This is a genomic window from Streptomyces sp. NRRL S-1813 (genome assembly GCF_000719605.1).
GTDB lineage: Bacteria > Actinomycetota > Actinomycetes > Streptomycetales > Streptomycetaceae > Streptomyces > Streptomyces decoyicus.
Genome location: NZ_JOHB01000032.1, coordinates 1 through 13,374 on the forward strand (window position 1 = coordinate 1; position 13,374 = coordinate 13,374).

Sequence of the window (13,374 nt, forward strand, 5' to 3'; positions counted from 1 at the left end):
GGGGCGGGGCGGGCGGTCCGGGCCATCGGGCAGCCTTCGCCGCGCCCGCGCCCCCTCCGTCCCGCCCCGCCTCCGAGACGTCCGGCTACCCCCGTGCGCCCCGTGCGCCCCGCGCCGCCGCGGTCTGCGACGCCGCCACCGTCACGATCGCCCGCACCTGCCTGGTGATCGCGACCCGGTTCTGCACGAAGGCCGGATCGGTGACCTGGCCGTTCGCCGGGTCCGTGTTGCCGGGGCCGAACTCCAGCACGGGGGTGTGCAGATGCCCGCCCGGGAGCCCCGGGCGCACCGCATCCCTCAGCAGGGTCGCCCGGTAGGCGATCTCGTTGGACAGATAGTCGCCGCCGCCCCCGGCACGGGCCGTGGAGCCCGGGGTCGGGCCGTCCGGCCGCACGACCGGTCCGGTGCCGCCCGCCGGGATCTCGGTGACCTCGGTGTGGTCGGCCACCGGGAACGGACCGGTCCCGGCCGCCACGATCCGCGCGTAGGGCAGGCTGGTGGTCGTCCACTGCGGCTGCGGCCGTACGGTCGGCACCCCCGCCGGAATCGGCACGGTCTCCGTACGGGAGTCCCGCGCGTTGTCCGGATAGCCGCCCCGCCAGGCCCCGTTGGTCCGCTCGACGTCGAACCGGCCCGGCCGCCCCTGGCTGACCGTCGTGAACAGGTCGGCCTGCCGCGGCCCGCTCCGGAAGTGCGGCAGCAGCGTGCGCTCCACGGTGCCGTCGGCGAAGTCGGCCCACCGTACGGGGAAGACCGCGGTCTCGATCCGGGCCTGCTGCCCCGAGGCGGTACGCACCGTCGTCCCGTCCAGTGCGAGCGCCGCGGCCCCCGACGGGTTGCTGCGCCGCGCGTCGGCGTCCAGCTGGAACGGGTCGAACCCGGTCACCACGATCCGCAGGATGTGCTGGCCGGCGGGCAGTTCGATCGAGTCCTGGCCGCGCGAACCCCGCTCCAGCGACCCGAGCAGGGCGCGGCGCGCGGACTCGGGCAGTCCGAAGTCCGGCTGCCACTGCCGTAGTTGCTTCGTCATCCCCAGCCGGGCCCAGTACAGCGGCCGGTCGTCGTCACGGCTCAGGTCGCCGCCGTCGGGCCCGCGCCCCTGCGCCCGGTCCACGGCCCGCCGCCACAGCGCCCGCCCCCCGTCCGCGACATAGCGCCGGGCCTGCTCGTACGTGGTCACCCGCGCCAGCCCGCGCCCGAACTCCCGCTCCGCCGCGTCGAATCCACTGCGCCGCAGGATCTCCTGCGGCGCGGCCTGCGTCAGCCGGCCCTCCTCCACCGTGACATCCGCCGGGGCGGCCGCGGCGGCCGGCGCCGTCAGGGACAGCGGGACGGTGGCCAGCAGCGCGACACCGAGCGCGCCGATCCTGGTACGTATGCGTCTCATGGGGCGAGTAAAGCGGTGCGCGCCGCGGGGCGGTAGGGGTCCTGGCCTGTGCCCGGCGCCCTGAACCGCACCCGCCGGCCGGCCGCGGATAGGGTTCCTGGTTCAGTCCGCCCCGGTACGCCACCGCGTCCGGCGATATCCACGAGACTCAGGGGGATCTCTGTGGCCACCCCGCCACCACCGCACGGCCCGTACCCGCACGCCCAACCGCCCGCGGGGCCCTACCCGCAACCACCCGCGGGGCCCTACCCGCAACAGCCCGCCGGTGCCGCTCCGCACCAGCCGCCGGGTGCCTACCCGCACCAGCCTGCCGGCCCGTACGCCCCGCAGCCGGGATACCCGGCCCAGGCCCCGTACCCGTACGCCCAGCAGCACCCGCACGCGCACCCGCAGCAGCACCCGCAGGCGTACGCCGCCGCCCCGGGGTGCCGGCTCTGCGGTGCTCAGCCCGCCGTGCAGGCCACCGTGCGCGGGCATCAGGGCCTCCTCTTCCTGATGCGGTTCCTCAGCCGCCGCGGCATGTTCTGCCGTTCCTGCGGGCTGGCCACCTACCGCGAGATGTCCGCGAAGACGCTGTGGCAGGGCTGGTGGAGCCCGCTGTCCGTGGCCATCACCCCGCTCACCCTGCTGATGAACCTCGGTCCCCGGGGCCGCTTCCGCAAACTGGCCGCCCCCGTAGGCGGCTTCGGACCCTCGCTCGACCCGGGCAAGTCGCTGCTGCGCCGGCCGGAGGCGCTGCTGTTCCTGGTGCCGATGGCCCTCGTGGTGCTGGCGATCCCGGCCTTGTTCGTGCTCGGCGCGTTCGTCCAGGGGGCCGGCATCGGGAAGGTGCCCACTCTCGCCGTCGGTGACTGCGTACGCAACGAAGGCGACTGGAAGGACCAGGACCTGGAGATCGTGGACTGCGGTTCGGCCGACGCGGAGTACAAGGTGACCCGCAGGCTCGACGCCCCCAAGGACGAGTGCACCGACGGTGAGCTGCTCGCCGACCTCGAATACAGCCCGGACAAGATGACGGTTTCCTGTCTCGCCCCCGCCCGCTAGGGGCACCGCGGCACAGAGGCGCAGCGGCACAGGGCATACGGGTACGGGGTCAGCCCCCGTCCGGCTCCTCGCCGGATGTGTCGCCGTCGCCCTCCCCGCGCCCGAGCAGCGCCAGGAAGTCCCGGAACGCCGCCGGCATGTCCACCTCGTCCGGGTCCAGCAGCCATTGCAGTTGCAGGCCGTCCATCACGGCGGTCAGCAGCGGCGCCGCCCGCTCCGGGGTCAGGCCGCCGGGCAGGGTGTCGCCGTACTCGGCCCGCAGCACCTCGGCCATCGACGCCCGTACGGTGCGGAAACGGGATTCGAAGAAGGCGCGGGCGGGGTGCTCCTCGGTGACGCTGTCGGCGGACAGCACCGTGTAGGTCCGGACGATGCCGGGACGGGTGGCGTTGTAGTCGACGAGCTGGGCGAGGGCGTCGGTGCGCAAGGTGTCGGACGCCGCGGCGGCCGAGGCCAGGTCCCAGCGGTCGCGCGCCTCCAGCACGCCGACCAGCAGCAGCTCCTTCGTCGGGAAGTGGTGCAGCAGTCCCTGCTGGGTCAGTCCGGCGCGCTCGGCGACGGCGGCGAGCGAGGTGCGGCGGTAGCCGCGTTCGGCGATGAGCTCCATGGCGGCCTCCAGGAGGGCCTCGCGCCGCTCCGCGCGCTGGGCCTCCCGCCCGCCACCGCCCTGCCGGGTGCCCGCCCCGCCGCGGCGGGGCCCGTCCTGGTCTTGTGCAGTCACCGGCCGAGCGTAACTCTCGCGTGGAGATCCCGTACGACTGGTGTAACGGAAAAGTAACGGCACCTACCGGCCGGGAGGTGGGGCGGCAAGAATCCGGGACAGGGGGCCTGCCCGTCCACTGAGGAAGTACCGGAGAGCCGCATGACCGACGCCCAGCCCCACGATCCCACTGATCCCGCCGCTTCCACCGATGCCGATGCCCGTCGCCTTGCCCGTGGCCGCACGCAGGACCACACCGCAGCGGTCGAGCGGGCGCTCGCCGCGCTCGACCTCGACACCAAGGCCGGACTGCTGTCCGGCCAGGACATGTGGACCCTGCCGGCCGTGCCCGCGATCGGGCTGCGGTCGCTGGTGATGTCGGACGGCCCGGTCGGTGTACGCGGCCAGGAGTGGAACGCCGAGGACCCGTCGGTCGCCCTCCCCAGCCCCACCGCGCTGGCCGCCACCTGGGACCCCGGGCTCGCCCGCCGGGCCGGCCACCTCCTCGCCCAGGAAGCCCGCCGCAAGGGCGTGCACGTACTCCTCGCGCCGACGGTCAATCTCCACCGCTCACCGCTGGGCGGCCGCCACTTCGAGTGTTATGCGGAAGACCCGCTGCTCACCGGCGTGATCGGCGCCGGGTATGTGCGCGGTGTGCAGGAAGGCGGTGTGGGCACGACGGTCAAGCACTTCGTCGGCAATGACGCCGAGACCGACCGGTTCACGGTCGACAACTGCATCGCTCCGCGCCCGCTGCGTGAGCTCTATCTCGCGCCCTTCGAGCACATCGTCGAACACGCCCGCCCCTGGGGCGTCATGACCGCATACAACCAGGTCAACGGCGTGACGATGACCGAACACCGCGCGCTCGTGCAGGACGTCCTCCGCGGCGAATGGGGCTTCGACGGCGTCAATGTCTCCGACTGGACGGCCGCCCGCGACACCGTGCGCGCCCTGCGCGGCGGCCTGGACGTGGCGATGCCGGGGCCCCGTACGGTCTACGGGGCGTCGCTCGCCGAGGCCGTCCGTGCGGGTGAGGTGGCCGAGTCGGAGGTGGACGACGCGGTGCGCCGGGTGCTGCTGCTCGCCGCCCGTACCGGATGTCTGGAAGGGGTGCCGGCCGCGGTCGGCCCGGCCGAGGTGCCGCAGGGGATCGACGGCCGGGCGGTGGCCCGCGAGATCGCCCGGCGGGGGTGCGTCCTGCTGCGCAACGAGCCGGTGGGCGCGGCGCGACGGGCGCTGCCGGTCGACGCCTCGGCCGTCCGCAGGGTCGCCGTCATCGGGGCGGCCGCCCGTGACGCCCGGGTGCTCGGCGGAGGTTCGGCGACCGTCTTCCCCGACGCGGTGGTCTCCCCGCTGGAGGGACTGCGCGCCGCGCTCCCCGATGACGTCGAGGTCACCTTCGCGCTCGGCGCGGAGCCGCGCACCTGGGTCCCGTACGCCCGCGAAGGCTTCACGCTGCGTGCCCGCTACCTGGCCGCCGACGGCCAACTGCTCGCCGAGATTCCCCAGTTCGACGGCCAGGTGCGGGTGATGGGCCGCCTCCCCGCGGGCGTCACCCGGCAGAACCTGGGCGCCGTCGAGCTGGCCGGCAGCTTCACCCCGCACAGCACCGGCCGCCACACCCTCGCCGTCTCCGGCACCGGCGCGCTGCGGCTGACCGTCAACGGTGCGGTCCTCTTCGACGACCGCTGCGCGCCGGACGGCAACGACCCGTTCGAGGCGTTCATGCACCCCGTCGAGCGGCGGCTGACGGCGGAGCTGACGGCGGGCGAGAGCGTCGGGGTCACCCTGCGGTTCGTGCCCGGCGGCCCGGACCTCGGTGAGGGCCTGGACGGGCTGAACTTCGCCCTCGGCCACAGCGCACCGCAGCTCGATGACGACGCGGAGATCGCCGAGGCCGTCCACGCCGCGGCCGAGGCCGATGTCGCGGTCGTGGTCGTCGCCACCACCGACGAGGTCGAGTCCGAGGGCTTCGACCGCCGCGATCTGCGGCTGCCCGGCCGTCAGGACGAGCTGGTCACCCGGGTCGCCGCCGCCAACCCGCACACCGTCGTGGTCGTCAACTCCGGCTCCCCGGTGGAGCTTCCGTGGCGCGAGCAGGTGCCTGCCGTGCTGCTGAGCTGGTTCCCCGGTCAGGAGGCCGGCGCGGCGCTGGCCGACGTCCTGCTCGGCGCCCACGAGCCGGGCGGCCGGCTCCCCACCACCTGGCCGGCCCGTCTCGGCGACGCCCCGGTCACCGCCGTCACCCCGGCCGGCGGCCAACTCGCGTACTCCGAAGGGGTGCACATCGGCTACCGCGCCTGGCAGCGGTCCGCTCCCGCGCCCGCCTACCCCTTCGGCCACGGACTCGGCTACACCGACTGGGAGTACGAGTCGCTGGACACCACCCCCGACTCGGTGCGGGTGCGGGTGCGCAACACGGGCGACCGGACCGGCCGCGAGGTCGTCCAGGTCTATCTGGCGCCCACCGCGGACGCCGCCCCTGACGCTCCGGAGCGCCCGGCCCGCTGGCTGGCCGGCTTCGCCGTCGTCGAGGCCCGCCCCGGGGAGAGTGCGGAGGCCGAGATCCCGCTGCCGGACCGGGCCTTCGCGGTCTGGGACGAGGGCGACGGCGGTGGCGGTGGCGAAGCGGGGGACGTCGGGGCGGCGGAGGAGGGCGGCTGGCGCCGGGTCAAGGGCGTCTACCTCGTCGAGGCGGCGCACAGCGTCGACGACCGCAGGCTGACGGCCGAGGTCACGGTCGGCTGACGGGGCCGCGTCCGGCGACGGGGCCGGGGCCAAGGCCGGAGACGGGGGCGCTCCTCCCCAGGAACGCCCCCCGCGCCCGCTGCGTCCCCCGCACTCCCTCATGAGGTCACCACCGACACATCACCGCCGCTCGTCCGGGCCGTCACCTTGTGCGCGGAGTTTTCGTCCGTCGGGACGGAGACCTTGCGGGTGCCGCCGCTGGTCGTGGCGTTCACCGCGTAGGAGCCCTTCGGGAGGCGGATGGTGACATTGCCTCCGCTGGTCCGGCCCGACACCTCGTCGGGCGCCGCGGACAGCGCGAGGTCCACATCTCCGCCGCTGGTCTTCGCCTTCGCCGTGCGGGCCGTGGAGTCCGCGACGGTGATGTCGCCGCCGCTGGTCTCCGCGGTGATCCCGCCCGCGGCGCCGTGGACGGTGATGTCCCCGCCGCTGGTGCGCAGGTCGACCGAGGCGTTGCGTGGCAGCAGGACCCGGTAGTTCACCTCGCACTTGCGCCCCATGCCGCAGTCCTCGGCCTTGAGCGTCAGCCGGCCGCCCTCGACCCCGTGTTCGGGGTTCGGCTTCTGGTCGTTGTACACATACTTCTCCGTCACCTTGACCGACCCGCCGGCGTCGACCGGCACGACCTCGATGTTCCCGCCGTGCGTCGTCGCCGACAGCGCGGTGACCGTGCCGCGCACGGTGTACGTCCGCTCCGCGTCCTTCGTCGGGCCGTATCCCGACAGCGAGCAGCCGGTCATCAGCACGGTCAACGCCGCACAGGACAGCACGAGATGGGGAACGCGAAGGCGGGCCATGGTGAGAGGTCTCCCGGAGCAGGCAACGGACACGAAGACCGGATATCCGGTCACTGCTCATCGTTCCTTCCCCGCCACCCCGCGTCGTCGCCGTGCAGTATGACCTTGTGCGGCCCCGCCCTTAAGGGTCCCCCGCACCCCGCGCCCGCACCGAGAACGCGTACACGGTCTCCGAGCGATAGCTCTCGCCGGGCCGCAGCACCGTGCTGGGGAAGTCCGGACGGTTCGGGGAGTCCGGGAAGTGCTGGGTCTCCAGGGCGAGACCGGCCGCCGGGCCGTAGGGGACGCCCGACGTACCGGTCAGGGTGCCGTCGAGGTGATCTGCGGTGTAGAGCTGGAGTCCGGGCTCGGTGGTGGCCAGCTCCAGAGCGCGGCCCGAGCGCGGGTCGTACAGCTCCGCGACCGTGCGCGGCGCCTCGCGCACCCCGCCGTCCAGGGCGAAGTTGTGGTCGTACGCGCCTGCCACCGCGCGCGCCGCCCGGAAGTCGAAGCGGGTGCCGGTGACGTCGGCGGGCGCGCCGGGCACCGGAATGCCGGTGCCGTCGTCCGGCGTGTACCGGGACGCCGCCAGCCGCAGCTCATGGCCCGCGGCGCTGCCGCTGCCGTCCCCGCCCAGATTGAGGTACGTGTGGTTGGTGAGGTTGACGACGGTCGGCGTGTCGGTCGTCGCGCGCGAGACGATACGCAGCGCGCCGGGGGAGAGGGTGTACGTCACGCGCACGTCCAGGGCGCCGGGGAAGCCCTCCTCGCCGTCCGGGCTGACCCGGTGCAGCTGCACACCACCGTCGACCTCCCGGGCGTCCCACACCACCCGGGAGAAGCCGCCCGGCCCGCCGTGCAGACTGTGGCGCCCGTTGTTCGGCGTCAGCGCGCAGGTCCTGCCGTCGAGGACGAAGGACGCCCCGGCGATCCGGTTCGCGTACCGCCCGACCAGCGCGCCGAAGTGCGACCCGCCGTGCGCGGCATACGACGCGAGGTCGGCGAAGCCCAGGGCCAGCTGCCCCCGTACCCCGTCCCGGTCCGGCGCCTCCACCGTCTGGACGATCCCGCCGTAGGTGAGGATGCGGACCCGTAGCCCGGCGGGGGCCGACTCCAGGGTCCAGCGGTCGATGCGGGTGCCGTCGTCCAGCGTGCCGAAGGGTTCCCTGCTGACCTGCGTCCTCATGCGCGTGAGCCTATGCCCGCGGCCCGGCGAGCTGCGTCCGGGGACCGCGCGCAGGCGCTACGGCCGTGCCCGGGTGATCGTGCGGAACGCCAGTGCGGCCAGCTGCTTCTGACCGTTGGTTCCCGGGTGGAACCAGTCCCAGGTGCTCAACTGGCGCCCCGTGAAGCGGTAGTCGAAGACCGACTGGTCGAAGCGGCACAGCGGATCCTTGCCGCACACCTCCGCCAGCGCCGAGTTGTAGGCCCTCACCTGCTCCTGCACCGTTGCCCGGCGGTCCTGCGCCGCCTTCGTCAGATCGTCCGGCTCGCGCAGCATGGACCCGCAGATGCCCAGCTTCCACACCTGTTTGCCGAGCGGGTTCTTGCGCCCCTCGGACCACAGCCGCAGCAGATCAGGGACCGCCGCGACATACACCTGGGTGTGCGGCAGCGCGCGCCGCAGATACTTCATGGACCGCGCGAAGTCGGCCTGGAAGGCGGCCTTCGGGGTCATCGCCGCGACATCGCGCCGGCAGGCGTCGTTGGCGCCGATGAGGACCGTGACCAGCTCGGGCCTGTGGTCGACGGCCTTGGTGAACTGGTCCGGCAGATCGCTCATCAGCGCACCGGTCCTGGCGAAGTTCCAGCTGTGCGTGGCGGGGTGTTTGACCAGCCGTCGGGTGAGGCTGTCGACCCTGGGATCGGTGCCGGTGGCCCAGGAGACCTGGGGGCAGTCGGAGAGCAGCGTACAGGCGTCGAAGCCGACGGTGATCGAGTCGCCGAGTGCCGCGATCGAGCGGGGGGCGGTGCGCCAGACGGGCGCCGGCTTGGCGTGCCGCTTGCCGGGGTCGCCGCCGGAGCTACAGGAGGTGAGGGCGATCACCAGCACGGACGCGACGGCGACGGTGCGTGAGGAGCGGAGGCCGAAACGGCGGTGCCGGGGGCGAAAGGGCCGATCGATCCGCGCCATCCCCTGTCCCCTCCGGCGTGCGAGTGATATCTCTTCGGGTACCGACGGTACGTCACCCCCTCGACCGGCACCGCGCGGTAGCTTTGCCCCGTGCCTGCCGGGCGGTGACCCAATGTGGCCAGTGCAGTCGGCACAGACAAATTACATCACGTCATTTCCTGTCCCTTTTGCGGCAAATTCCGCCCAATGGTGTTTACTGTAGGTCACCAGCATGCTGGTGCCGAAGTGACCACTGGGGCAGAATGACAACTGTCCCGGCCGCAACCGGAACGGGCACGAGGCCGCTGGGGAAGGCGAACCTCGAACCGCACTGGAGGTCCCGGTGACGACACGTGGAGTTCTGTACGTCCACTCCGCTCCGCGCGCGCTGTGCCCGCATGTCGAATGGGCCGTGGCGGGCGTCCTCGGTGTGCGCGTCAATCTCGACTGGATCCGCCAGCCGGCGTCCCCGGGCACCTGGAGAGCGGAGTTCTCCTGGCAGGGGGAGGTCGGTACGGCCTCCAAGCTGGCCTCCGCGCTGCGCGGCTGGCATCTGCTGCGTTTCGAAGTGACCGCGGAACCCTGCTCCACCGCCGAGGGCGAGCGCTACAGCTCCACCCCCGAACTGGGCATCTTCCACGCCGTCACGGGCATCCACGGCGACATCCTCATCCCCGAGGACCGGCTGCGCGCCGCGGCCGCCCGCTCGGCGCGCGGCGAGACCGAGCTGGCCGCCGAGGTCGACAAGCTCCTCGGCAAGCCCTGGGACGACGAACTGGAGCCGTTCCGGTACGCGGGCGAGGGCGCCCCGGTCCGCTGGCTCCACCAGGTCGTCTAGCGCCCCCTGGGCTGCGACACGCGGCAGTGGTTGCCCTGGAGTCCGCTCCACCGCCTAGCGTGCCGTCATGGCCGACAACAACTCTTCCGACGCCCTTTCCGTAGCGGTGCTCGGCACCGGAATCATGGGTGCGGCGATGGCCCGCAACCTCGCCGGGGCGGGCCACGACGTCCGTGCCTGGAACCGCACGCGCGCCAAGGCCGAGCCGCTGGCCGCCGACGGGATCCGCGTCACCGGCACTCCCGCCGAGGCGGTGGACGGCGCCGATGTGGTCCTCACGATGCTGCTCGACGGCGAGGCCGTCCTCCAGGCCATCGGGCAGGCCGCCGCCGCGCTGCCGGCCGGCGCCCTGTGGCTCCAGACGAGCACGGTGGGCACCGAAGCGCTGCCGTCTCTCGCCCGGTTCGCCGACGCGCACCGCCTGCGGTTCGTGGACGCCCCCGTGCTCGGCACCAAGGCGCCCGCGGAGAAGGGGGACTTGACGGTCCTGGCGGCCGGCCCGCAGGACGTACGGGAGCGCGCCGGGCGGGTTTTCGACTGCGTCGGGAGCCGGACCCTGTGGGTCGGTGAGGACGCTGCGAGCGGAGCGGCGAGCCGTCTCAAGCTCGTCGTCAACAACTGGGTGCTGACGGTCATCAGCGGTACGGGTGAGTCCGTCGCGCTCGCCGGGGCGCTCGGTGTGGACGCCCGCGACTTCCTCGACGCGGTCGCCGGCGGGGCGCTCGACATGCCGTATCTCCGGCTGAAATCCGAGCTGATCCTGGCCGAGAACTACCCCGCGAGCTTCACGGTGTCCGCGGCCCGCAAGGACGCCCGGCTCATCCTGGAGGCGGCCCGGGACACCGGAGTGCGGATGGATCTGGCGACGGCGGCCGCGGAACGCCTCCGCCGGGCCGAGCAGCAGGGCCACGGCCAAGAGGACGCAACCGCCGCGTACTTCGCCAGCTTCGACGGCTGAGACATGCACAGGGCCCGCCCCGGTGACGTATCACCGGGACGGGCCCTGACGGTGCGGGTCAGACCGTCCGGAAGGCCAGCACCACGTTGTGGCCGCCGAAGCCGAACGAGTCGTTCAGGGCCGCGATGCGGCCCTCGGCGGGCAGCTTGCGGGGCTCGCCGCGGACGATGTCCGCGTCGACCTCCGGGTCGAGCTCGTCGACGTTGATCGTCGGCGGTGCCACCCGGTGGTACAGCGCCAGGATCGCGGCGACCGTCTCGACACCGCCGGCGCCGCCCAGGAGGTGGCCCGTCATCGACTTCGTGGCGGAGACCGCCATGTGGTCGGTGTCGTCGCCGAACACCTTGCGCAGCGCCTTCAGTTCGGCCAGGTCGCCCTGCGGCGTGGAGGTGGCGTGCGCGTTCACGTGCACGATCTCCGCCGGGTCGAGGTCGTTGGAGTCCAGGAGGTTCTGGAGTGCGTGTGCAATGCCGTTGCCGGACGGCTCGGGCTGCACGATGTCGTGGCTGTCGGCGGAGATGCCCTGGCCGACGGCCTCGGCGTAGACCCGGGCGCCGCGCTTGGCGGCGTGCTCGGCCGACTCCAGGACGATCACGCCGGCGCCCTCACCCATGACGAAACCGTTGCGCGCGGTGTCGAAGGGCCGGGAGGCGCCCTGCGGGTCGTCGTTGGACTTCGACATCGCCATCATGTTGCCGAAGGCGGCGATCGGCAGCGGATGGATGGCCGCCTCCGTACCGCCCGCGATGACGATGTCGGCGCGGCCCGTACGGATCATCTCGATGGCGTAGCCGATCGCCTCGGAGCCGGACGCACAGGCGCTGACCGGGGTGTGCACACCGGCGCGGGCGTTCACATCCAGGCCGACGTTGGCGGACGGGCCGTTGGGCATCAGCATCGGCACGGTGTGCGGGGAGACGCGGCGGACGCCCTTCTCCTTGAGCACGTCGTACTGGCCGAGCAGGGTGGTCACGCCGCCGATGCCGGAGGCAATGACGGCGCCGAGCCGGTCGGGGTCCACCGAGGTGTCCTCACCGGCCCTGGCGGTGAAACCGGCGTCCGCCCAGGCCTCGCGGGCCGCGATCAGCGCGAGCTGCGCCGAGCGGTCCAGCTTGCGGGCCTGCGCCCGGGGGAGGACCTCCGCCGGGTCCACGGCCGCCTGTGCGGCGATCCGGACGGGAAGCTCGGCCGCCCAGTCCTGGTCGAGCGTGCCGACACCGGAACGTCCGGCGAGCATGGCCTCCCAGGACGAAGCGCTGTCGCCACCCAGCGGTGTGGTTGCGCCGATACCGGTGACGACCACGGTGCGATTGGTCGCGTTCACGGGAATTCTTACTCCACGGGTAGAGGGGTCTGAATCGACGGCGCCACCGCGGGGTGGCGACATGCGCAGGAGCTGGATCAGCTCTGGTGCTTGAGGATGTACTCGGTCGCGTCGCCGACCGTCTTGAGGTTCTTGACGTCGTCGTCCGGGATCTTCACGTCGAAGCGCTCTTCGGCGGCGACGACGACCTCGACCATGGACAGCGAGTCGACGTCCAGGTCGTCGGTGAAGGACTTGTCCACCTGGACGTCCTCGGTGGGGATCCCGGCGATCTCGTTCACGATCTCGGCGAGACCGGCAACGATCTCTTCCTGAGTGGCGGCCATGATGGCGCTCCTTCGGTCATTTTATGGGGAAACTGCGTTACTTGCGGTGAAGATCCGTGCGACGGCCGACACATCCGAGGACGTACGGCGCTGCGCAGATCTTGCCTAGGGGAGGGTAACGACCGTCGCGGCGTAGACGAGACCCGCCCCGAAGCCGATGACCAGCGCGGTGTCGCCGCTCTTGGCCTGTCCGGTCGCCAACAGTCGCTCCATGGCGAGCGGAATGGAGGCGGCCGAGGTGTTGCCGGTGGTCTCCACGTCGCGGGCGACCGTCACGCTCTCCGGCAGCTTCAGAGTCTTCACCATCGAGTCGATGATCCGCATGTTGGCCTGGTGCGGGATGAAGACGTCCAGGTCGTCCGGGCTGACTCCGGCCGCGTCCAGCGCCTGCTGGGCGACCTTCGCCATCTCGAACACCGCCCACCGGAAGACCGACTGGCCCTCCTGCGTGATGGCGGGGTAACGGATCTCCTCCGGAGCGGGGCGCCCCTCAGGGGCATCCCCTCCGGGGAGCGGATGGGAGCGGTAGACGTCCCAGCCGAGGGTCTGCTTGATGGTCTCGGACTTGTCGCCCTCCGAGCCCCAGACGGTCGGGCCGATCTCGGGCTCGGTGGCCGGGCCGACGACCACCGCGCCGGCACCGTCACCGAAGAGGAAGGCCGTCGCGCGGTCCTCCAGGTCGGTCAGGTCCGAGAGCCGCTCGACGCCCAGGACCAGCACATACTCCGCCGAGCCCTCGGTCACCAGGCCCTTGGCCAGGGTCAGGCCGTAGCCGAAGCCCGCACAGCCCGCCGAGATGTCGAACGCGGCCGGCTTGCCGGCACCGATGCGGTGCGCGATCTCGGTCGCGATCGCCGGGGTCTGCTTGAAGTGCGAAACGGTGGAGACGATCACGGCGCCGATCTGCTCGGGCGTGATCCCGGCGTCGGCGATGGCCTTGCCGGACGCCTCGACCGACATGGTCGCGACGGTCTCCTCGGGGCCCGCCCAGTGGCGGGTCGCGATACCGGACCGCGAGCGGATCCACTCGTCGGACGAGTCGATGTGCTTGAGGATCTCCTCGTTGGGCACGACCCGGGTCGGGCGGTAGCCGCCGACGCCCATGATCCGCGCGTACGGGGCGCCCTTCGAGGGCTTGATCTTCGAGGTCATGCGCT

12 protein-coding genes are annotated in these 13,374 nt (G+C 72.6%); 4 read left to right on the forward strand and 8 right to left on the reverse strand.

Going from position 1 to position 13,374, the window contains the following annotated elements; genetic code table 11:
* Positions 1-85: 85 nt before the first annotated feature.
* The gene (locus IF67_RS0131345) at positions 86-1,387 is read right to left on the reverse strand and encodes a hypothetical protein (RefSeq protein ID WP_030991406.1); all 1,302 of its coding nucleotides are present in this window, start codon (positions 1,385-1,387) and stop codon (positions 86-88) included.
* 162 nt (positions 1,388-1,549) lie between these two features.
* On the opposite strand from IF67_RS0131345, the gene IF67_RS0131350 reads away from it, so the two are divergent.
* Positions 1,550-2,431 (forward strand): LppU/SCO3897 family protein, encoded by an 882-nt coding sequence (locus IF67_RS0131350; protein ID WP_030991408.1) that lies wholly within the window; start codon positions 1,550-1,552, stop codon positions 2,429-2,431.
* Between the two features lie 49 nt (positions 2,432-2,480).
* On the opposite strand, the gene IF67_RS0131355 is transcribed toward IF67_RS0131350, so the two are convergent.
* Positions 2,481-3,152 carry a TetR/AcrR family transcriptional regulator gene (locus IF67_RS0131355; RefSeq protein WP_037840110.1) on the reverse strand — a complete coding sequence of 224 codons (672 nt, stop codon included), beginning with the start codon at positions 3,150-3,152 and terminating at the stop codon, positions 2,481-2,483.
* A gap of 141 nt (positions 3,153-3,293) precedes the next feature.
* Between IF67_RS0131355 and IF67_RS0131360 the strand changes: the two genes are divergently transcribed.
* Positions 3,294-5,882 (forward strand): beta-glucosidase family protein, encoded by a 2,589-nt coding sequence (locus IF67_RS0131360; protein WP_030991412.1) that lies wholly within the window; start codon positions 3,294-3,296, stop codon positions 5,880-5,882.
* A 98-nt stretch (positions 5,883-5,980) separates the two neighbouring features.
* Here the strand turns inward: IF67_RS0131360 and IF67_RS0131365 are convergent, their stop codons facing one another.
* The 3 genes from IF67_RS0131365 to IF67_RS0131375 form a co-directional block, all read right to left on the reverse strand.
* Entirely contained in the window at positions 5,981-6,679 is a 699-nt protein-coding gene (locus tag IF67_RS0131365) for a DUF4097 family beta strand repeat-containing protein (protein WP_030991414.1), read from the reverse strand.
* Positions 6,680-6,800: 121 nt separating this feature from the next.
* Positions 6,801-7,844, reverse strand: a complete 1,044-nt coding sequence (locus IF67_RS0131370; protein ID WP_030991416.1) for an aldose epimerase family protein — start codon at positions 7,842-7,844, stop codon at positions 6,801-6,803.
* Between the two features lie 57 nt (positions 7,845-7,901).
* Complete coding sequence (locus tag IF67_RS0131375) at positions 7,902-8,792, reverse strand: SGNH/GDSL hydrolase family protein (protein WP_030991417.1); 891 nt, start codon at positions 8,790-8,792, stop codon at positions 7,902-7,904.
* A 322-nt stretch (positions 8,793-9,114) separates the two neighbouring features.
* On the opposite strand from IF67_RS0131375, the gene IF67_RS0131380 reads away from it, so the two are divergent.
* Together IF67_RS0131380 and IF67_RS0131385 are read left to right on the forward strand one after the other, a co-directional pair.
* Complete coding sequence (locus IF67_RS0131380) at positions 9,115-9,609, forward strand: DUF3145 domain-containing protein (protein WP_030991420.1); 495 nt, start codon at positions 9,115-9,117, stop codon at positions 9,607-9,609.
* Positions 9,610-9,676: 67 nt separating this feature from the next.
* On the forward strand, positions 9,677-10,567 hold the full coding sequence (locus IF67_RS0131385) for an NAD(P)-dependent oxidoreductase (RefSeq protein ID WP_030991421.1): 891 nt from the start codon (positions 9,677-9,679) through the stop codon (positions 10,565-10,567).
* Between the two features lie 58 nt (positions 10,568-10,625).
* Here the strand turns inward: IF67_RS0131385 and IF67_RS0131390 are convergent, their stop codons facing one another.
* The 3 genes from IF67_RS0131390 to IF67_RS0131400 all read right to left on the reverse strand — a co-directional run bounded on the left by IF67_RS0131390 (position 10,626) and on the right by IF67_RS0131400 (position 13,369).
* On the reverse strand, positions 10,626-11,891 hold the full coding sequence (locus IF67_RS0131390) for a beta-ketoacyl-[acyl-carrier-protein] synthase family protein (protein ID WP_030991423.1): 1,266 nt from the start codon (positions 11,889-11,891) through the stop codon (positions 10,626-10,628).
* A 77-nt stretch (positions 11,892-11,968) separates the two neighbouring features.
* On the reverse strand, positions 11,969-12,217 hold the full coding sequence (locus IF67_RS0131395; protein ID WP_030991425.1) for an acyl carrier protein: 249 nt from the start codon (positions 12,215-12,217) through the stop codon (positions 11,969-11,971).
* Positions 12,218-12,322: 105 nt separating this feature from the next.
* On the reverse strand, positions 12,323-13,369 hold the full coding sequence (locus tag IF67_RS0131400; RefSeq protein WP_030991426.1) for a ketoacyl-ACP synthase III: 1,047 nt from the start codon (positions 13,367-13,369) through the stop codon (positions 12,323-12,325).
* Positions 13,370-13,374: the final 5 nt, after the last annotated feature.